The organism is Sphingobium sp. PAMC28499 (genome assembly GCF_004795815.1).
GTDB lineage: Bacteria > Pseudomonadota > Alphaproteobacteria > Sphingomonadales > Sphingomonadaceae > Sphingobium > Sphingobium yanoikuyae.
Genome location: NZ_CP039248.1, coordinates 3,484,963 through 3,505,387, shown reverse-complemented (window position 1 = coordinate 3,505,387; position 20,425 = coordinate 3,484,963). Strand labels below are relative to the sequence as shown.

At 64.5% G+C, this 20,425-nt stretch carries 20 protein-coding genes; 19 read left to right on the top strand and 1 reads right to left on the bottom strand.

Going from position 1 to position 20,425, the window contains the following annotated elements; all coding sequences use genetic code 11:
• Position 1 precedes the first annotated feature (1 nt).
• Genes fghA through E5554_RS16720 form a run of 6 tightly spaced genes read left to right on the top strand, consistent with a single transcriptional unit; the run spans position 2 to position 4,361 of the window.
• Positions 2-850: an S-formylglutathione hydrolase gene (gene fghA / locus E5554_RS16745; RefSeq protein WP_026109246.1), complete on the top strand. Its 849-nt coding sequence runs from the start codon at positions 2-4 to the stop codon at positions 848-850.
• Entirely contained in the window at positions 850-1,161 is a 312-nt protein-coding gene (locus tag E5554_RS16740) for a 2Fe-2S iron-sulfur cluster-binding protein (protein ID WP_048938626.1), read from the top strand. Before fghA ends, E5554_RS16740 begins: the two co-directional genes overlap by 1 nt.
• A gap of 5 nt (positions 1,162-1,166) precedes the next feature.
• Positions 1,167-1,568 (top strand): ketosteroid isomerase-related protein, encoded by a 402-nt coding sequence (locus E5554_RS16735; RefSeq protein ID WP_048938652.1) that lies wholly within the window; start codon positions 1,167-1,169, stop codon positions 1,566-1,568.
• Positions 1,565-2,167 carry a GNAT family N-acetyltransferase gene (locus E5554_RS16730; protein ID WP_080993651.1) on the top strand — a complete coding sequence of 201 codons (603 nt, stop codon included), beginning with the start codon at positions 1,565-1,567 and terminating at the stop codon, positions 2,165-2,167. The genes E5554_RS16735 and E5554_RS16730 overlap by 4 nt, the downstream gene beginning before the upstream one ends.
• Positions 2,168-2,175: 8 nt before the next feature.
• Positions 2,176-3,144, top strand: a complete 969-nt coding sequence (locus tag E5554_RS16725; protein ID WP_048938627.1) for a carbon-nitrogen hydrolase family protein — start codon at positions 2,176-2,178, stop codon at positions 3,142-3,144.
• Positions 3,141-4,361 carry an FAD/NAD(P)-binding oxidoreductase gene (locus E5554_RS16720; protein WP_017501556.1) on the top strand — a complete coding sequence of 407 codons (1,221 nt, stop codon included), beginning with the start codon at positions 3,141-3,143 and terminating at the stop codon, positions 4,359-4,361. Before E5554_RS16725 ends, E5554_RS16720 begins: the two co-directional genes overlap by 4 nt.
• A 444-nt stretch (positions 4,362-4,805) precedes the next feature.
• On the opposite strand, the gene E5554_RS16710 is transcribed toward E5554_RS16720, so the two are convergent.
• The gene (locus E5554_RS16710) at positions 4,806-5,717 is read right to left on the bottom strand and encodes a LysR family transcriptional regulator (protein ID WP_048938628.1); all 912 of its coding nucleotides are present in this window, start codon (positions 5,715-5,717) and stop codon (positions 4,806-4,808) included.
• A 163-nt stretch (positions 5,718-5,880) separates the two neighbouring features.
• Between E5554_RS16710 and E5554_RS16705 the strand changes: the two genes are divergently transcribed.
• The 13 genes from E5554_RS16705 to uraH all read left to right on the top strand — a co-directional run bounded on the left by E5554_RS16705 (position 5,881) and on the right by uraH (position 20,419).
• On the top strand, positions 5,881-8,184 hold the full coding sequence (locus E5554_RS16705; RefSeq protein WP_136187476.1) for a TonB-dependent receptor: 2,304 nt from the start codon (positions 5,881-5,883) through the stop codon (positions 8,182-8,184).
• The gene (locus E5554_RS16700) at positions 8,174-9,568 is read left to right on the top strand and encodes a nucleobase:cation symporter-2 family protein (protein WP_107917611.1); all 1,395 of its coding nucleotides are present in this window, start codon (positions 8,174-8,176) and stop codon (positions 9,566-9,568) included. The genes E5554_RS16705 and E5554_RS16700 overlap by 11 nt, the downstream gene beginning before the upstream one ends.
• A gap of 1 nt (position 9,569) precedes the next feature.
• Positions 9,570-10,598 (top strand): 2-oxoglutarate and iron-dependent oxygenase domain-containing protein, encoded by a 1,029-nt coding sequence (locus tag E5554_RS16695; protein ID WP_026109529.1) that lies wholly within the window; start codon positions 9,570-9,572, stop codon positions 10,596-10,598.
• A 1-nt stretch (position 10,599) separates the two neighbouring features.
• Complete coding sequence (locus tag E5554_RS16690) at positions 10,600-11,583, top strand: 2-oxoglutarate and iron-dependent oxygenase domain-containing protein (RefSeq protein WP_017502796.1); 984 nt, start codon at positions 10,600-10,602, stop codon at positions 11,581-11,583.
• Positions 11,584-11,594: 11 nt separating this feature from the next.
• Complete coding sequence (locus E5554_RS16685) at positions 11,595-11,987, top strand: VOC family protein (protein WP_017502795.1); 393 nt, start codon at positions 11,595-11,597, stop codon at positions 11,985-11,987.
• Complete coding sequence (locus E5554_RS16680) at positions 11,984-13,063, top strand: Rieske 2Fe-2S domain-containing protein (protein ID WP_017502794.1); 1,080 nt, start codon at positions 11,984-11,986, stop codon at positions 13,061-13,063. Before E5554_RS16685 ends, E5554_RS16680 begins: the two co-directional genes overlap by 4 nt.
• A 197-nt stretch (positions 13,064-13,260) precedes the next feature.
• On the top strand, positions 13,261-14,841 hold the full coding sequence (locus E5554_RS16675) for a gamma-glutamyltransferase family protein (protein ID WP_017502793.1): 1,581 nt from the start codon (positions 13,261-13,263) through the stop codon (positions 14,839-14,841).
• Complete coding sequence (locus tag E5554_RS16670; protein ID WP_017502792.1) at positions 14,835-16,091, top strand: allantoate amidohydrolase; 1,257 nt, start codon at positions 14,835-14,837, stop codon at positions 16,089-16,091. The genes E5554_RS16675 and E5554_RS16670 overlap by 7 nt, the downstream gene beginning before the upstream one ends.
• 37 nt (positions 16,092-16,128) lie before the next feature.
• Positions 16,129-17,325 carry an alanine--glyoxylate aminotransferase family protein gene (locus E5554_RS16665; RefSeq protein ID WP_080993657.1) on the top strand — a complete coding sequence of 399 codons (1,197 nt, stop codon included), beginning with the start codon at positions 16,129-16,131 and terminating at the stop codon, positions 17,323-17,325.
• Positions 17,322-18,209 carry an allantoinase PuuE gene (gene puuE / locus E5554_RS16660; protein ID WP_038293028.1) on the top strand — a complete coding sequence of 296 codons (888 nt, stop codon included), beginning with the start codon at positions 17,322-17,324 and terminating at the stop codon, positions 18,207-18,209. The genes E5554_RS16665 and puuE overlap by 4 nt, the downstream gene beginning before the upstream one ends.
• Positions 18,202-18,675 carry a 2-oxo-4-hydroxy-4-carboxy-5-ureidoimidazoline decarboxylase gene (gene uraD / locus E5554_RS16655; protein ID WP_017502789.1) on the top strand — a complete coding sequence of 158 codons (474 nt, stop codon included), beginning with the start codon at positions 18,202-18,204 and terminating at the stop codon, positions 18,673-18,675. The genes puuE and uraD overlap by 8 nt, the downstream gene beginning before the upstream one ends.
• Entirely contained in the window at positions 18,672-20,093 is a 1,422-nt protein-coding gene (locus E5554_RS16650) for an NAD(P)/FAD-dependent oxidoreductase (protein WP_017502788.1), read from the top strand. Before uraD ends, E5554_RS16650 begins: the two co-directional genes overlap by 4 nt.
• A complete protein-coding gene (uraH, locus tag E5554_RS16645) occupies positions 20,090-20,419 on the top strand; it encodes a hydroxyisourate hydrolase (RefSeq protein WP_017502787.1) in 330 nt (109 codons plus the stop codon). Before E5554_RS16650 ends, uraH begins: the two co-directional genes overlap by 4 nt.
• Positions 20,420-20,425 lie beyond the last annotated feature (6 nt).

Below are 20,425 nucleotides of genomic sequence, written 5' to 3'. Positions count from 1 at the left end.
CCTGGAAACCGTTTCAACCAACAAAAGCCATGGCGGGGTCCAGGGCGTCCATAAACATGCTTCCAGCGTGACGGGGACGGAGATGACCTTCTCCGTCTTCGTGCCGCCCCATGCGGAAGGCGTGAAGCTGCCAGTGGTCTGGTATCTGTCCGGACTTACCTGCACCCATGCCAATGTGACGGAAAAGGGCGAGTTCCGTTCAGCCTGCGCGGAGCTGGGGCTGATCCTCGTCGCGCCGGACACCAGCCCGCGCGGAGAGGGCGTCGCCTACGATCCGGCCGGAGCCTATGATTTCGGCCTTGGCGCGGGCTTCTATGTCGACGCAACCGAGGCGCCCTTTGCGCTCCATTATCGCATGTGGTCCTATGTGACGGAGGAGTTGCCCGCATTGATCGCGGCGAACTTCCCCGCCGATATGGAACGCCAGTCGATCATGGGCCACAGCATGGGTGGCCACGGCGCTCTGACCATCGGCCTCAACCATCCCGATCGGTACAAGGCGGTGTCGGCTTTCTCTCCGATCGTTGCCCCTTCGCAGGTGCCCTGGGGAAAGAAGGCGCTGATGGGCTATCTGGGAGAGGACAGCGCCGTTTGGCGCAGACATGATGCCGTCGCGCTGATCGAGGATGGCGCCCGGTTGCCTGATCTGCTGGTCGATCAAGGCGATGCCGACCAGTTTCTGGCCGAACAGCTTCGTCCCGAATTGCTGGAGGCGGCCTGCAAAAGCGCGGGCCAGCCGCTGACGCTGCGGATGCAGTCCGGCTACGATCACAGCTATTATTTCATTTCCTCCTTCATGGCCGATCATTTGCGCTGGCATGCGGAACGGCTAATGAAAGGGACGAACTAATGGTCCAGATCATCATTGCCGACCGGAATGGATCGGAACGGCCGATCGAAGCAGAAGCCGGCCTGTCGCTCATGGAAGCGATCCGCGACAGCGGCCTGGATGAATTGCTGGCGCTGTGCGGCGGATGTTGTTCCTGCGCGACCTGCCATGTCTTTATCGAGCCGGACGCGGCGATGCCCGCGATGAGCGAGGATGAAAACGACCTGCTCGACAGTAGCGATCATCGCAGTGACCGGTCGCGTCTCTCCTGCCAGATTCCCCTGACGGCCGAGATGGACGGTCTTCGGGTCACCATAGCGCCGGAAGATTGAAGACGATGAACGATGATCTGCTTGTCCGTTATTATGCGGCCTTCAATCGCGGCGACAGTGCGGCGATGCTCGATTTATTGACGCATGATGTCGTGCATGAACCCTCGCAGGGTGCGGTGCGGAGGGGGAAGGCAGCCTTTGCCGAGTTTCTCGACCATATGAACCGCTGCTACAGGGAACAGGTCATTGATCCGGTGTTCCTGACCTCGGCTGACGGGCAACGGGCGGCGGGGGAATTCATGCTGAAAGGGGAATATCTGGAAACCGATACCGATCTGCCCCCGGCATCGGGCCAGCGTTACCTTCTGCGCGTCGGCGCCTTTTTCGAACTGCGCGATGGCCTGATCGCGCGGGTCAGCAATCATTATAATCTGGCCGATTGGCTGGATCAGGTGAAGGCGGGTTGATGCAGGCGGACCTCGTCGAGCAGATCCGGGTCGAGTGCATTTGCAAGGACGACATGTCGCTGCACGCGCTCGCAACCTTGCGCATGACTGTGTTTCGCAGCTGGCCCTATCTTTATGATGGTAGCGTCGATTATGAAGCCGGCTATCTGGCCGAGTTTCTGAGCGACGAGGCGGCCGTGTTGGTGGTCGCACGGCTGGGGGAAATTCCCGTGGGCATGGCTACCGCATCGCCCATGGCGACTCAGTCTGATGCCGTCAAATCTCCCTTTCTGGCCGCCGGCGTCGATGTCGATAGCTTCTTCTATTTCGGCGAGTCCGTGCTGCTGCCCCAGTTTCGCGGGCTCGGCCTGGGTCATCGCTTCTTCGACGAGCGCGAGGCGGCGGCGCGCAAGGCCGGTGCGAGTAGCGCTGTCTTTTGCGCGGTGTCGAGGGATGCGGACCATCCCTTGCGACCGGAAAGCGCACGCGACCTCACCCCCTTCTGGCACAGGCGCGGCTATCGCCTTGCGCCGCGCTTCACCATGAACATGCGCTGGAAGGAAGCCGGGCAAGCTAAAGAGAGCGAACATCTGATGCGCTTCTGGTTGAAGCAGCTATAGGCGTCCAAATGACAGATTTCCGTATTGCCGCCGCGCAATATCCGATCGAGCTTCTACCCACCTACGGCGCTTGGGAAATTAAGATCAGCCGCTGGGTGTGGGAAGCGGCGGAACAGGGTGCGCAACTCCTGCTTTTCCCAGAATATGCTGCGATGGAATTGGCGGGCGGCGATCCTGACGCTGCGGCGGATTTGCAGGCCTGGCTGCATCATGTCATGGCGGTCGGGGAGCGGATCGACGAACTACATCGCCATTTTGCCATTCACTATGAGGTGACGATCCTGGGCGGCAGCCGCCCATGCCGGGATAATCGGGGATTGATCGTCAACCGTGCCCGCCTTTTTTGCCCGGACGGCAGTTCCGGTCATCAGGACAAGATCGTCATGACCCGATTCGAGCGGGAAACCTGGGGCATAGGGGGTGGCGAGGCCATCCATGTGATCGATACACCGGTCGGACGGGTGGGGATAACCATCTGCTATGATGCCGAATTTCCGCTGATCGCGCGTGCGCAGGCAGAGGCGGGTGCGCAAATCATCCTTGTTCCTTCCGCGACCGACAGCATGCAGGGCTTTTGGCGCGTGCGTATCGGTGCGCAGGCCCGGGCGTTGGAAAATCAATGCTATGTGGTTCAGGCGCCGACGGTCGGTGAGGCGCCTTGGTTGCCCTCGCTGGACGAGAATCACGGCTCGGCGGGCATTTACGGGCCGCCTGACGGCATCACGCCGGACAATGGCGTGTTCGCATTTGGCGACCTGAACCGGCCGCAATGGCTGATAGCCGATGTCCGGCTCGATCAGGTCGAGTTGTGGCGCCGGGATGGCACGGTTCTTCCCTTCCGTCACTGGCCCGAACAGCAGGTGCCGCTGCTGATCGCCGATCGAACGGCTGAGTGGGCCATGGCAATGTCGGCAGTCCGCCAGCAATGCGCGGACAGCAGCTATCCAGAACCGATTTTTGATGGGATTTTCGAATGAGTAGTTATGACGTCCTGATCGTGGGTGCGGGCCATGCCGGTGCGCAAGCGGCCATATCGCTGCGGCAACTGGGTTTCGAAGGCTCGGTCGCCATGATCGGCGACGAAAAGGATCCCCCCTATGAACGTCCTCCGCTGTCCAAGGAATATTTCGCGGGCGACAAGAGCTTTGATCGCATCCTGATCCGCCCGGCGAGCTTCTGGGAAGAGCGCGGGATCGACATGCTGCTCGGCCGCCGCGTGAAGGCCGTTGATCCTGTCGGTAAATTTGTGACCGCAGGCGACACGGAAATAGGCTATGGCAAGCTGATCTGGGCCACGGGCGGCTCTCCCCGCATGTTGACCTGCAATGGCGCCGAAGCGCCCAATGTCCATGCCGTGCGCCGCCGCGACAATGTCGACGCGATGATGGCGAAGATCGACCAGATCAACCATGTGACTGTGATCGGCGGCGGCTATATCGGGCTTGAAGCGGCGGCCGTGCTGTCCAAATTCGGAAAGAAGGTCGTGCTGCTCGAAGCGCTTGATCGCGTGCTGGCGCGCGTGGCGGGTGAAGATCTATCGCGCTTTTATGAGGCGGAACATCGCGCCCATGGCGTCGACCTGCGCACCGGCGCACGGATGGACTGCATCGAGGTGACGGATGGCGAGGCGACCGCCGTGCAGATGGCCGATGGCGAGCGGATCGAAACCGACATGGTGATCGTCGGCATCGGCATCATCCCCGAAACCGGCCCGCTGATCGCGGCGGGGGCCATCGGCGGCAATGGCGTGGATGTCGACGAATATTGCCGCACCAGCCTGCCCGACATCTATGCGGTGGGCGATTGCGCGGCGCATGCCAACAGCTTCGCCCGTGGTGCGCAGATCCGGCTGGAATCGGTCCAGAACGCCAACGATCAGGCGAAGACTGCGGTAGGCCATATTATGGGCATGGAAGAGGCCTATAACGCTGTGCCCTGGTTCTGGTCGAACCAATATGATCTGAAGCTCCAGACCGTCGGACTGTCGACCGGGCATGACCAGACGATTTTGCGCGGCGATCCGGCGACCCGCAGCTTCTCTGTACTTTACCTCAAGGACGGCAAGCTGATCGCGCTCGATTGCGTCAATGCGGTCAAGGATTATGTTCAGGGCCGCGCGCATGTGCTGTCCGGAGCGGTGCTGAATCCGACGCAACTAGCTGACGCGTCCACGATGCTTAAGGATGTCACCTGAAAGCAGATGGCGGTGCCTCGATCGTGGAGTTTGCGATTTGCTCAGGCTAATCCAATCAGGAAAGCGAGATACTATTGGGCTAAGCACCGGCTCTGGTGAGGAAGAGGAAATTAGTGGGCAGCCGCGAAGAGAAGAAAATCGCACGACGGCGGGCGATCTTGCAAAATGCGAGGAAGATTTTTCTGGAAAATGGCTATGCTGCAACCACCATGTCCCAGGTTGCGGTCCAGATCGGCGGATCTAGGGTCAGGACCCATTGATATAACCGGCTCGATCTGATTCATGCTCCGCGAGGAGATTGGATTTGAGGGACCTGTATTGGCTGACGGACGAGCAGATGGCGCGGCTTGAGCCGTATTTTCCCAAGAGCGTTCAATCGCTCAGATCCAGTCTCCTCACGGAGCCTGAATCAACTAAATCTAATTCCAGCAATGGGTTCTGACCCTAGATTACAGGGACACCTTGCTGGTCCATTATCTGTGCCAGATGCTGAATCAGCAGGGAAGCAGGAACTGATAGCGTCCGTCCCGACGCGCTGACGATAGAAAGCGTGGACAGGTCGATCCGTTCGTCGGACAACGGGACGAAGATCAGGCTGCCCGCCTGAATCTCGCTGATCGCGTCGAAGGCGGTCAGCAACCCCACCCCCGCGCCGCGGATTGCCAGCGACTTGATCAGCCCGATGCTGCTGACTTCCGCCACGGCGCGGGGCGGGCCGCCGACATGGCGCCCCCAGGCGATGTCGAACACGCGGCGCAGCGACAATGTCTCGCTGGGCACGATCAGCGGATGGCTGGCGCATTCGGCCAGCGATATTTCCTTGCGCCCGGCCAGCGGATGGTCGGGATGCACCACCAGCCCCAGTCGATAGATCATCGTCCGGTCAAGCCGGATCACCGGATTATTGGGCGGGTTGAAGGTCACGCCGACATCGATGTCGCCTGCCATCACCTGATCGATCACCCCCTGCGCGCCAAACACCTCCATGCGGAACTGGATGGCGGGATAGCGTTGCTGGAAGGACGCGACCGCCCCGGCGATGAATTCCGTCGCGCCCTCGACCAGCCCGATGACGACGCTGCCCCTGCGCAGCCCGACCAGATTGTCGATTTCCGACCGGATGCGTTGCAGATCGCGGCGCCAGCGGCGCACCCCGTCGATCAGCAATTCCCCCGCCGCCGTCATGCGCATGCCGGTGGGGGTGCGTTCGAACAGCTGGGTGCCCATTTCCTCCTCCAACTGGATGATCTGGCGGTCGACCGCCGACGGGGCGATGTGCAGCACGTCGGCCGCGCGGCGCAGCCCGCCCCGCCGGGCGACTTCGTCGAAATACAGGGCGGCCCGGCTGAGAAGCATGAGGAAGTCTCCGTCTGAACTGTTCTCATTATGCGAACAGTGCTTGCGATATTCTGCGATGGATCAGCACAGGTTTCAATGGCAGATTTTGTGCAACAGCAAAATCGAGAGGGCGAATCAAAGAGCGATCAGCCGGTCGTCCTGTCGAAAAGGGGGTATGTGAATGTTGAATCTGCGGTCGAAATCGACGTTTCTGGCCAGCACCATGATATCCGCCCTGTTGGGCGCAGGGGTCTCCGCCCATGCAGCAGAGGCACCCGTCGCCGGGGGCGCGGCAGAGGATAGCGCCTATGCCGAGGGTGAGATCATCGTCACCGGCGAAAAGCAGCAGACCACGCTTCAGCGCGCGCCGCTGGCGATCACGGCGATTTCGGCCGATACGCTGGCCCAGTCCAACATCACCCAGTTGATCGACATGAACGGCTTTGTGCCGGGACTGACCATCGCCAACAGCGGCAGCTTCGTGCGGGTCGTGTCGATCCGTGGCGTGGGCTATGAAGCGTCCGACAATCTGAGCGCGCAGCCCGGCACCTCCTTCCACATCGATGGCGTCTATGTCGTCAGCCCCTATGCGCTGCAACAGGATTTCCTGGACCTTCAGCGGGTAGAGGTGTTGCGCGGCCCGCAGGGCACCGTCTTCGGCCAGAGCGCGACCGGCGGCATCATCAACGCCATCACCGCCAGGCCGGACACCCAGGCGCTCAGCGGATCGACCCAGCTGGAACTGGGCAATTACGATCTGGTGCGCGGCACCGCGACGCTGAACGTCCCGATCAGCGACACGCTGGCCGTGCGCGGCACCGTGCAGCGCTATTATCACAAGGGCTTCGCGCGCCAGACCGGGCTCAGCCCGGCCTATGGCCGCTACGGGCTGGACGATGCCGACCGTATTTCCGCCAAGATATCGCTGCTGTGGACGCCGACCGACACATTTTCCGCCCAGTTGACGGCGCAATATTTCAATGCCGACGAACATGGCGCCGCGCAGAAGAATGTCGACGATATCGACACCGATCCGCGCCGCATTTCCCAGGATTATGCGAACAAATACAAGCTCGACTTCTTCCTGACCTATGCCGACCTGCAATATGACATGGGCTTTGCGACGCTCAAGTCGCTCAGTTCCTACCAGACGACGCGCAACCACAACCAGATCGACGTCGACCGGTCCACCTATGCCCAGACCGGCACCTATGACGCCCAGCCCTATTGGAACAACAGCGTCGACGCCTTCAGCCAGGAATTCAACCTGACCTCGAACGGGGAAGGGCCGCTCAGCTACATTGTCGGCGCCTATTTCCTCTATCAGAAACTGGGCCAGGACATATTGGAATATCGCGGCACGGACGCGAACCCGGTCTATAATCTGACCCTGCCGCTGACCTTCGCCAACTATCCCTATAATCTCGATTATGCGCTCAACAGCCGGCAGAAACGTTATAGCTATGCCGGTTTCGCCCAGGCCAAGTACAAGCTGGCCGACACGGTCAGCGCGACGCTGGGCCTGCGCTACGCCCATGACGATTTCAACAGCAGCAACAGCACGCTGTTCGATATTTTCGCGCCGACCGTGCATGCGAAAACCAGTGAAAATGCGCTGACCGGCAAGGGCGAGGTCGATTTCGAACTGACCCCGCGCAACATGGTCTATGCCAGCATTTCGCGCGGGTATAAGCCCGGCGGCGTCAGCAACAACAGCACGCCGTTGCTGGTGCCGCTGACCTATCAGCCGGAATATGTCTGGTCCTATGAGATCGGCGCGAAGAACCGCTTTGCCGACGGCCGGGTGACGCTGAACACCGCAGCCTTCTTCTATGACTATAAAAATCTGCAATATCAGATGGAGGATCCGATCCCCTATCAGGGCGGCGTGTCGAACGTGCCCAAGACGCGGATCTGGGGTGCAGAGGCGGAGGCCACGGTCGAACTGACCGGGAAGCTCAAGCTGGACGGCAATGTCACCTATCTCGATGGCGAACTGGTGGGCGATTATATCACGCTGGACCCGTCCCGCGCCCATGCCGCCACGCTGGCCGCCGCCGCGCTGGGTTATGGCCCCTTCGATGCCTATACCATCGCGCTGCGGGCCCAGCAGACCCGCAACACCAACGGCAATGTGCCGCCCAAACTGCCCAAATGGCAGGGCGCGGTCGGCGCGACCCACACGCTGGACATCGGTTCGCTGGGCACGCTCAAATCGCATGCGGAACTCATCTATCGCGGCAAGTTCCAGTATCGCATCTTCAATGACGGCGCCCGCGACGTGGTGCCCGGCTATACGCAGGTGAACGCCAATTTCGCCTTCACCCCGCAGGACAGCGGCTGGACGCTGGGCGTCACCGTGTCGAACATCTTCGACAAGAACGGGATCGCCTCGCGCTATTCCAACCCCTTTGGCAGCTTCACGACCAGCGACATGTACATCCCGCCGCGTCAGGTCATCGCATCGGTGAAATATGACTTCTGATCGCGTCATGCCCCATCCGGTGGACCATGTCCCGCCGGCGGGGGCGCTGGGGGCCCTGGCCTTCCAGCATGTGCTGACCATGTATGCAGGGGCGATCACCGTGCCCCTGCTGGTCGCTTCCGCGCTGCACCTGTCGGCGCAGGACACCGCCTATCTGGTCAGCGCCGACCTGTTCGCCTGCGGGCTGGTCACGCTGCTGCAATGTCTTGGACTGGGCCGGGGCGGCGTGGGCATTCGCCTGCCCATCATCATGGGCGTGACCTTTGTCGGCGTGATGCCCGCCATCGCCATTGCCAGCCAGCCGGGACTGGGCCTGCCGGGCGTCTATGGCGCGGCCATCGCCGCCGGGCTGATCGTCCTGCCGCTGGTGCCGCTGGTCGGACGGCTGCGGCGGGTGCTGACCCCCACCGTCACCGGCACCGCCATGCTGCTGATCGGCCTGTCGCTGATGGGCGTGGCGGTGGACTGGGCCGCCGGCGGACAGGGCGCCGCCGACTATGGCGCGCCTGTCCATCTGCTGCTGGCGGGCGGCACCATTGCGGTGATCCTGCTGGTGACGCGGCTGGGCACCGGCTTTCTGGCCAATTGCGCGATCCTGATGGGCATGGCGGCGGGCTATGCCGTCGCGGCAGCCATGGGGCTGGTGGATTTTTCCGGCGCCGTCGCCGCACCCCCGCTGCAACTGGTCACGCCCTTCCATTTCGGCCTGCCCCTGTTCGACCCGGCGGCCATCGCATCGATGGTGGTGGTGCTGCTGATCACGCTGGTGGAATCCAGCGGCATGCTGACGATGATGGGCGACATGGTCGACCGTCCGGTGACGACGCGCGACCTGTCGCGCGGGCTGCGCGCCGATTGCCTGGGCGCGGTCATCGGCGGCGTTTTCAACAGCTTTCCCTATACATCCTATGCCCAGAATATCGCGCTGGTGAACATGACAGGGGTGCGCAGCCGCTTCGTCTGCATCGGCGCGGGCGCGATGATGCTGGTGCTGGCGCTGTTCCCCCGGCTGTCCGCGCTGGTCGCCGCCGTGCCGCCCAGCGTGCTGGGCGGGGCCGCGCTGGTGCTGTTCGGCATGGTCGCGGCGTCGGGCATCCGTTCGCTCGCGGCGGCGGGGCTGGACCGATCGCGGGAGGATCTGCTGGTCGTCGCGATCAGCCTGGGCATGGGCCTGATCCCCACTTTTTCCGACCGTTTCTTTGCCGCGGCCCCGGCTGCGCTGGCGCCCTTCACCCATAGCGGCGTGCTGCTGGGCATTGTCACGGCGATCCTGCTCAACATCTTCCTTGGCACCGGGCGCGCAACGAACAGCGCCATCGCCGGGGAATCCGACATCCACAACAATCGCATGCCGGCGCCCCATGCCGGCCACGCAGGAGGCTGAAATGAAGTTTGACGGTAGCGTGGTTCCCATCATCGACCTGACCCCCGCGCGCACGGGCAGCGAAGCGGACCGACAGGCCGTGGCCGAACAGGTTGGCGCCGCTGCGCGCAGCATCGGTTTTCTGGTGGTGTCGGGCCATGGTGTCCCGGCCGAAGCGATCGAGGCCGCCGCCACCGCCAGCCGGGCGCTGTTCGACCTGTCGGGCCCGGAAAAGGGCAAATATCGCTCGCCCGACCCGGCCGTCTATCGCGGCTATTTCGGGATAGAGACCGGCAACCTTGCCAGCACCATCGGCGAGGAAGATGCCAAGCCCGACCATCGCGAATATTATAATATCGGCCGTTTCGACCTGGACGAAAGCGACCCCTATTTCACCACGCCGACCGCGCGCCGGATCTTCCATCCCAATATCTGGCCCGATGCCGACGTGCCCGCCTTCCAGCCTGCCATCGTCACTTATTATCATGAGATGGAAAAGCTGGCCGCGCTGCTGATGGAACTGTGCGCCCGCGCGCTGAACCTGTCGCCCGACTGGTTCGCGGACAAGATCGACCGGCACATCACCAACATGGTCATCAGCAACTATCCCGACCAGCCCGAAGCGCTGGAGGATGGCCAGCTGCGCGCCGGTGCGCACACCGATTATGGCGGCCTGACCATCCTGAAGACGGAGGACAAGCCCGGCGGACTGGAAGTGCTGACCGCCGACGGCCGCTGGGAAGCGGTGCCCATCGTGCCGGGCGCGTTCATCATCAACCTGGGCGACCTGATGGCGCAATGGACCAATGACGAATGGGTGTCGACCATGCACCGCGTCGTCAATCCGCCGCGCGACAAGGGGGTGGGCAGCCGCCGCCAGTCGCTCGTCTTCTTCCACCAGCCCAATTACGACGCGGTCATCGAATGCATCCCGACCTGCGCCATCGACAAGGCGCCGAAATATGCGCGCACCACGTCGCTGGAGCATCTGGAAATGAAGATGGACCAGATGAACAACACGCCCAAGTTCAAGGAAGCGGAGGCCGCCTGACATGATCGTCTACACGCCCCCCAAGCCTGCAGAGGCGATCCCCCTGATCGACCTGGGGCCCAGCCTGTCCGGCGACCTGGAGGCCAAGAAGGCGGTTGCGTGGGAAATCCACAAGACCGCGCGGGACACCGGCTTCTTCTACATCGCCAACCATGGCGTGCCGCAGGCGATGATGGACGGCCAGCTCGACCTGGCGCGCCGCTTCTTTGCCCTGCCGCTGGAGGAAAAGGCAAAGGTCGACACCAGATATTCGACCTGCACCCGCGGTTACGAGGCGCCGGGCCTTCAGACGCTGGACGACGGATCACCGCCGGACCTCAAGGAAGGCTTTCTGATCGGCGTCGATCTGGACGACGACCATCCCTATGTGCGTGATGGCGTGCCCAATTGCGGCGCCAATCTGTGGCCGGAAAAGCCCGATGGCTTTCGCGCCCGCTATGAAGCCTATGTGGCAGAGATGTTCCGCGTCGGCCGCCATCTGATGAGCCTGATCGCCCTGTCCATCGACCTGCCGGAGGATTATTTCGTCGACGGGCTGCAGGAGCCGCTGTTCAACAGCCGGCTGCTGAAATACGGCCCGCAGCCGACCGACGCCGCCTATAACCAGATCGGCGCGGGCGCGCATATCGACTGGGGCATGATTACCATTTTGCTGCAGGACGATGTCGGCGGGCTGGAGGTGGAAAATGCGGCGGGCGAATGGATCGCTGCGCCGCCGATCCCGGGCACCTTCGTCATCAACCTGGGCGAAATGGTCCGCGTGCTGACCAACGGCCTGTACCATGCCAACATGCACCGGGTGCTCAACAACCATAGCGGCCGGGATCGCTTTTCGGTGCCGACCTTTTTCGACCCCAATTATTTCTACAAGGTCAGCTGCGCGCCGACCTGCCTGCCCGAAGACGGGCCGCCCACCTATCCCGACACCACGGTGGGGGATCATATCGCCGAAATGTACCGCAAGACCTATGGCCTCGCGGCGTGAAGGATCGAACAATGGCTGTTCTTGCTTATACCAACATCTTCACCGCCGACATCGACCGGCTGGCCGATTTCTACAGCAGCCTGTTCGGGTTGGAGGAATATCGCGAAAGCCGCTCGCCGATCTTCCGGGGCTTTGCCGCCGGCGGCACGTCGCTGGGCTTCAGCGGCACGGGCGCTTATGAACTGCTGGGCATGGCGCCCCAGACGGAACCGGGCGACCGCGTGTTCCAGACCTTCAACGTGGATTCGCCCGAAGAGGTGCAGCGGCTGACGCGGCAGGCCGCCGTGCTGGGCGCACAGGTGGTGAAGGAACCGTTCGAAACCTATTATGGCTGGTATCAGTCGGTGCTGCGCGATCCTGACGGCAATGCCTTCCGCATCAACTATCTGGGAGTTCCCGCATGACGCAGGCGCCATCGCTGCTGCAGGAACGGGACGATGTGCCGCCGCCGGCCGCGACCCGGCCCCCCCGCGTCACCCGGCCGCGCAACTGCACCTATGCCGACGGGGACTGGGAAATATTGTCCCGCTACTGGTTTCCCGTCGCCCGCGTCGACGATGTCGGCACCGCGCCGGTCCAGTCAAAGCTGCTGGACGTGAAGCTGGTCGTCTATCGCACCACATCGGGCATCAGCGTCGCGCGCGACCTGTGCCCCCATCGCGGCGTGCCGCTCAGCATGGGCTGGGTGGAGGACGACAATCTGGTCTGCCCCTATCACGGCCTGCGCTTTGCTGCGGACGGGCGCTGCGTCAAGATCCCGGCCCAGCCCAATGTCGTGCCGTCGGACCGGTTCCGCGCCACCACCTTGCCCATGGTCGAACGCTATGGGCTGGTGTGGACCTGTCTGGATCCGGACAATGCGCTGGCCGACATTCCCGACTTCCCCGAATTCGGCGCGTCCGATTTTCAGGCCATCGTCTGCCCGCCAGTGTCGATACAGGCCGCCCCCGGACGGCAGGTGGAAGGGTTTATCGACGTCGCCCATTTCGCCTGGATCCATCATGAGGCCTTTGCCGACCGCGAGAACAGCGTGGTGCCGCTCTACCAGACCCGGCAGACCGACTATGGGTTCCGCAGCATCTATATCAGCGATGTCAGCAACTTCCCCAAACCGTTGCAGCATCTGGAACCCGAAGGCTTCATCTGGCGCCGGACCTTCGACGTCTATCCGCCCTATATCGCCTTCCTGACGGTCGATTTCCCCCATGACGGCGTGCTGCGCATCATGAACATCGCCACCCCGGTGTCAGCGCGGGAAACCACGCTTTATGTGCCGCTGGTCCGCAATTTCGACCGCACCGGATCGGTCGAGGATGTCTACGCCTTCAACGCGCAGATCTTTGCGGAGGATCAGGCCATTGTGGAGGCGCAATGCCCGGAGGACCTGCCGCTGGAACTGGAGGAGGAAGCCCATTTCGCGGCCGACCGATCTTCCGTTTCCTATCGCAAGGCGTTGCGGGCGCTGGGCCTGACCTGCTGAAACAGACGTTCCATGGCACCTGCGGGGGCGGACGGCGAGGCATCGCCGCCCGCCCTTTTTTTGCGCCCTCTCTCCCTGTGGGGCCGGATTATCTGCTGTCCCCATTTTGGCATCGCCATGACCTAAAATAAGTTCTTTTTTAGATCGGCCGCCGCCGTCACACTTTTTCCCATCAGCCTGACAGGGACGCCCATGACATGATGCACGCACCATCCAGCTATAATGGCCTTGCCACTGCGCCGCATCATCTGGCGAGTCAGGCGGGCCTGAGCGTGCTCAAGGATGGCGGCACCGCGGTCGAGGCATGCGTGGCGATGGCCGCGACGCTGGCGGTGGTCTATCCCCATATGACCGGTATCGGCGGCGACGGTTTCTGGCTGATCCACGATCCCGACGGCCATGTCCATGCCATCGACGCCTGCGGCGCCGCCGCCGCGCGCGCCGACCTGTCGCTCTATGCCGGGCTGAAGGACATTCCGTGGCGCGGCCCGCTGGCGGCGAACACAGTTGCGGGCACGGTGTCGGGCTGGAAACAGGCGCTGGCGGGCGATGCCGGCACGCTCAGTCTGGACCGGCTGCTGCGCGACGCCATCGATCTGGCGCGGCAGGGCGTCGCCGTGACAGAGGGCGGGGCGCAGATCGCGGCCGCCAAACATGCCGAACTGATTGCGCAGCGCGGCGCCTATGGCGATATTTTCGCGCCGGGCGGCCGCCCGCTGAAGCAGGGCGAACGGCTGTGCCAGCCCGCGCTGGCCGCCACGCTGCAGATGCTGGCCGACAATGGCCTGCAGGATTTCTATACCGGCAAGCTGGCCCGGTCGATCGCGGCGGATCTGGTCGCGCTGGGCAGCCCGGTCACGGCTGCCGATCTGGAGGCGCACCGCGCCATCGAACCCCGGCCGCTGACCCTGACGGTCAAGGGCGCGCACCTGTACAACACGGCGCCGCCGACGCAGGGGCTGGCGTCGCTGCTGATTCTGGCCCTGTTCGACCGGCTGGGCGTGACGGAGGGGGAGGGGTTCGCCCATCTCCACGGCCTGATAGAGGCGACGAAACAGGCCTTTCTGGTGCGCGACAGCCATGTCGGCGACCCGGCCCATATGCCCGTTCCCGCCCAGTCGATCCTGGACGACCGGGATGCGCTGGCGGCGATGGCCGGGCGCATCGACCCGGCGCGCGCGCTACCCTGGCCGCAGGACAGCGCGCTGGGCGACACCTGCTGGTTCGGCGCGGCCGATGCGCGTGGGCAGGTGGTCAGCTGCATCCAGTCCACCTATTTCGAATTCGGGTCCGGGCTGGTCCTGCCGCAGACCGGCATCACCTGGCAGAACCGGGGCGCCAGTTTCCGTCTGGCGCAGCAAGGCTGGAACGCGCTGGCGCCGGGACGCAAGCCCTTCCATACGCTGAACCCGGCGCTGGCGCGTTTCCATGACGGGCGGGTCATGGCCTATGGCACCATGGGCGGGGAGGGGCAGCCGCAGACGCAGGCCGCGATCTTCAGCCGCTATGCCTGGTTCGACGTGCCCTTGCAGCAGGCGGTGACGATGCCGCGCTGGCTGCTGGGCCGGACCTGGGGCGAAAGCAGCACCACGCTGAAGCTGGAAAGCCGCTTCGACCCTGCCACCGTCGCAGCGCTGGCGGCGGCGGGCCATGATGTGGAGATGCTGGCCCCCTTTACCGCCACCATGGGCCATGCCGGCGCGGTCGTGCGCCATGCCGACGGCCTGATCGAGGGCGCGACCGACCCCCGGTCCGACGGCGCGGTGGCGACATGGTAAGCGGCGCGCGCGCGGTCGAACGGTGCGACCGGCTGGGCCTGCCGCCCTATAGCGACAGCGCTGACGGGCTGTATCGCGCCTATCTGACGCCCGCCTATGCCGCGTCGCAGCAACTGGTCGCGCGCTGGATGGCGCAGGCAGGCATGGCGGTGCGGATCGACGCGGCGGGCAATCTGATCGGCCGCTATGAGGGGACAGGCGACGGCCCGCCGCTGATCGTGGGCAGCCATCTGGACAGCGTGCGCGACGCGGGCCGCTATGACGGGCCGCTGGGCATCATGCTGGGCATCGAATGCGTGGCGGCGCTGCACGATGCGGGCGAAAGGCTGCGCTTCCCCATCGAGATCTACGCCTTCGGGGATGAGGAAGGGTCGCGCTTTCCGCTGGCGATGCTGACCAGCCGGGCGGTGGCGGGCACGCTGGACGCGCAGCTGACCGAACCTGCAGATGCCGATGGCGTCACCCTGTTTCAGGCGATGGCCGCCTATGGCGAGGCAGTGGGCGCCGCGGTGCCCCGCGATTTCGACGCCTATCGGCAGGCGCGCCACCCCGGCGCCTTCGCCTATCTGGAGGCGCATATCGAACAGGGCCCGGTGCTGGAGGCCGACGGGCTGGCGCTGGGCACCGTCACCGGCATCGCCGCGCAACGGCGCTTTGGCATAAAGGTCGGCGGCCGGGCGGGCCATGCCGGGACCACCGCCATGACGCTGCGCCGCGACGCGCTGGCGGCGGCGGCGGCGATGATCCTGACGGCGGAGCAGGAGGCGCTGGCCGCCGGGGGCGACCGGGTGGCGACGGTGGGCACCGTCACCGCCGGGCCGGGCGCGGCCAATGTGGTGCCGGGCAGTGCCATGTTCACGCTGGACGTGCGCGCCGCGCGGGATGCCGATTGCGCCGCGCTGGCCGATGTCATTGTCGCGCGTTTCGGGCACATCGCGGCGGTGCGCGGCGTCACCCTGTCGGTCGACGCGCTGCACAGCCTGCCCGCCAGCCCCTGCGACCCGCAACTGATGACGCTGATGGACGGCGCGCTGGCGGCGGAGGGGCTGCCGGTGCGACGGCTGGTGTCGGGGGCGGGGCATGACGCGATGATCCTGTCCGCGCTTTGCCCCACGGCGATGCTGTTCATCCGCTGCCGCGAGGGGATCAGCCACAATCCGGCCGAAAGCGTCCTGCCCGAAGACGCCGATCTGGCCGCCCGCACGATGCTGCGCTTCATCAAATCCCTGGAGGATATCCACCGTGCCTAATGTCTTTGCAGAGATCGACCCGCCCCAGCGCCTGCTGATGGGCCCCGGCCCGATCAACGCCCATCCCCGCGTGCTGCGCGCCATGTCGGCCGACCTGCTGGGCCAGTTCGACCCGGAAATGACCGCCTATATGAATGAGGTGATGGCGCTGTACCGCCCGATCTTCGGCACGCAGAACCGCCAGACCTTTCTGGTCAACGGCACGGCTCGCGCGGGCATAGAGGCGGCGCTGGTCAGCATGGTCAGCCCCGGCGACACGGTGCTGGTGGTCAACTTCGGCCGTTTCGGCCTGCTGCTGACGGAGATATTGAAGCGGGTCGGCGCCCGGGTGGAGCGGGTGGACGCGCCCTGGGGCGAAGTCGTGCCGCTGGACGCGATCGGCGACGCCATCGCCCGGACCGGGCCCAAAGTCGTCGCGACCATCCATGGCGACACATCCACCACCATGGCGCAGCCGCTGGACGGGCTGGGCGCGCTGTGCCGCGATGCGGGCGCGCTGCTCTATGTTGACGCCACCGCGACCATCGGCGGCATGGAACTGGCGGCGGACCGCTGGGGCGCGGATATCGTCACCGGCGGGTTGCAGAAATGCCTGGGCGGATCGTCCGGTTCGGCCCCCATCACCATTTCCGATCGCGCGGCGACGCATATTTACGGCCGCCGCCGCGTCGAACTGGGCCTGCGCAGCGGGGACATGGAAGAGGGCGAGGATGAGGGCGGGGGCATCGTCATCGGGTCCAACTATTTCGATCTGGGCATGGTGATGGACTATTGGTCCGAAAAGCGCCTGAACCACCATACAGAGGCGACCACCATGCTTTATGGCGCGCGCGAATGCGCCCGTATCATGCTGGAAGAGGGGCTGGAGCAGCGCTATGCCCGCCATGCGGCGGCAGGCCGCGCCATGGCGACCGGGCTGCGCGCGCTGGGGCTGACGCTGTTCGGCGACGACCGCTATCGCATGACCAATGTGACCGCGGCCTATATTCCCGAAGGCGTGGATGGAGAGCGGGTGCGCCGCCGCATGCGCGAGGATTTCGAAATAGAGATCGGCACCGCCTTCGGCCCGCTGGCGGGCAAGGTGTGGCGGTTCGGCGCGATGGGATATAATGCGCGCAAGCACAAGATACTGATAACATTGGGCGCGCTGGAGGCGGTGCTGCGGGCGGAGGGGCATGGCTGTCCCCCGGGCGAGGCGGTCGACGCCGCGCTCAGCGCATGGAACGCACGATGAGCGCGCGCGACCTGATCGGCTATGGCCAGACCCCGCCCGCCGCGCACTGGCCCGGCGGCGCGCGGATCGCGGTGCAGTTCGTCATCAATTATGAGGAAGGCGCGGAAAACAGCGTCCTGAACGGCGACCGGGGATCCGAAGCCTTTCTGTCCGACATGGTCGGCGCGGTCAGCCATGCCGACCGGGCGATGGCGATGGAAAGCCTGTATGAATATGGCAGCCGCGCCGGTTTCTGGCGCCTGCACCGGCTGTTCACGGATCGCGGCCTGCCCGTCACCGTTTTTGGCGTGGCCGCCGCGATGGCCGCCAACCCCGCCGCCGTCGACGCGATGCTGAAGGCGGACTGGGAAGTGGCCAGCCACGGCTATCGCTGGATCGATTATCAGCATATGCTGGCGGATCGGGAGGCGGAACATATCGCCCGCGCCATAGAGGTCCACACCCGCCTGACCGGGCAAAGGCCGCTCGGCTGGTATCAGGGCCGCACCTCGCCCAACACCGCCCGGCTGGTCGCGCAGGAGGGAGGGTTTCTTTACGACGCGGATTCCTACGCCGACGACCTGCCCTATTATGACCGGCGTTTCGGCCGGGCGCAGCTGATCGTGCCCTATGCGCTGGACGCCAACGATATGAAGATGGTGGCGCTGAACGGCTTTACGGAGGGGGACCAGTTCTTCCGCTATCTGCGCGACACGTTCGACCAGCTGCGGGCGGAAGGCGGGCGGATGATGTCGGTTGGTCTGCATGGCCGCATCGCCGGACGGCCCGCCCGCGCCCATGCGCTTGCCCGTTTCCTGGATCATGTCCTGGCCCATGACGATGCCTGGGTCGCCCGCCGCATCGACATTGCCCGCCACTGGCTGGAGCTGCACCCCCATGACTGAAGAAAAAGCCGATTTCATCGCCCGCTATGGCGCATTGTTCGAACATTCCCCTTGGGTGGTGGAGCGCGCCGCCGAACGCCTGCCCTTCGACGATCTGCATGCCGGGCTGATGCAGACGGTGCACGACGCCACCCGGGACGAACAACTGGCGCTGATTCGCGCCCATCCCGAACTGGCGGGGAAGGCCGCCATCGACGGGTCGCTGACCGATGCATCTGCCGCCGAACAGGCATCGGCCGGGCTGGACCGGCTGTCGCCCGAGGAATATCGCGCCTTTCACGACCTGAACGCCCGCTATGGCGCGCGTTTCGGTTTTCCCTTCATCATCTGCGTCCGGCTGACGAACAAGGCGGGCATATTGGCGGCCATGGGACAGCGGCTGGCCCATGACGAACAAAGCGAAATCGCCACCGCCCTTGCCGAAATCGGCAGGATCGTGGCCCTGCGTCTGGAGGATCTGGCATGACATTGGCACAGCATGAGGCCCGGCTGGCGCATGATCTGGACTGTCTCGGCTTTGGCGGGGCGGACTGGACCCGCACCGATGCGCCAGATGACCAGCACATCCACGACGTGGTGATCGTCGGCGGCGGGCAGAGCGGGCTGGGCGCGGCCTTCGGCCTGCTGCGCGAACGGATTTCCAACATCCTTGTGCTCGACGAAAATCCGGCGGGGCAGGAAGGGCCGTGGGACAGCTATGCGCGGATGATGACGCTGCGCACGCCCAAGCATCTGACCGCCATCGACTATGGCATCCCCGCGCTCACCTTCCGCGCTTATTGGGAGGCGATGCACGGGCCGCAGGGCTGGGCCGCCATTGACAAGATCCCCCGGCGCGACTGGATGGACTATCTGCGCTGGTATCGCCGCGTGCTGCGCCTGCCGGTGCGCAACGACAGCCGGGTCACGCTGGTGGAACCGGTGCGGCGCGGCCTGTTCCGCCTGTCGCTGGCCGATGGCGAAACGCTGCTGGCGCGCAAGGTCGTCATGGCCACCGGCATACAGGGCGGCGGCCAGTGGCAGATGCCCGCCATGGTGACGAAGCTGCCCGGCCATCTTTATGCCCACACCTCTCAGGCCATCGATTTCGATGCGCTGGCGGGCAGGCGGATCGCGATATTGGGCGGCGGCGCGTCGGCCTTCGACAATGCGCAACATGCGCTGTCGCTGGGCGCGGGGGAGGTGCATGTCTTTGTCCGCCGCCAGCAATTGCCCACCGTTAACCCGATCCGTTTTCTGGAGGCGAACGGCGTCATCCCGCGCTTCCCCGCTTTGGCGGATGAGGCCAAATATCGGATGATGAAGAATTTTTTCGAACGCAACCAGCCGCCCACCAACGACACATTCGCGCGTGCGGCCAGCCATCCGGGCTTCCATCTGCATCTGGGATCGCCCTGGCTGGATGTGGCGGAAGCAGGCGACGGGGTGGATGTCATCACGCCGCAGGGGCGGCAGCGCTTCGATTTCCTGATCCTGTCCACCGGCCTTGCCACCGATCCCGCGCTGCGCCCCGAACTGCGCCCGGTCGCGGCGGGCATCGCCCGCTGGTCGGACCGCTTCGCACCGCAGGATCGCGACGCGGTGCTGGATGCGCACCCCTATCTGGGCACGGGGTTCCAGCTGCTGCCGCGCACGCCGCAGGATGAAGACGCGCTGCACGGGCTGTTCGCCTTCAACTATTCGGGCCTCATCAATTTCGGTCTGTCGGCATCGGCGATTTCGGGACTGAAACATGCGCTGCCCCGGCTGGTGCAGGGGGTCGCGGACCAGCTGTTTCTGGACGATCAGGGGGCGATACTGGCCGATTATTTCGCCTATGCCGAACCTGAATTTTCCGCGCAGCTGCCCACGCCCCGCGCCACGCCGACGGAGGCCGCGGCATGAGCCTGTCCACCCATGTCCTCGACACCATGCACGGCCGCCCCGCCGCTGGCATGGCGATCCGCCTGCTGTCGGGCGACCGGCTGCTGTTCGCAGGGCTGACCGATGCGGACGGCCGCTGCCCGGCGCTGCGCGATCTGGAACTGGCGGCCGGAAACTACCGGCTGACCTTTGCGGTGGCGGATTATTTCCGCTGGCTGGGCGTCGACCTGCCGCAGCCGCCCTTCCTTGACATCGTGCCCATCGATTTCGGCATGGGCGAAGGGGGCCATTATCATGTCCCGCTGCTCGCCTCGCCCTTTTCCTATTCCACCTATCGCGGAAGCTGAAGGCCC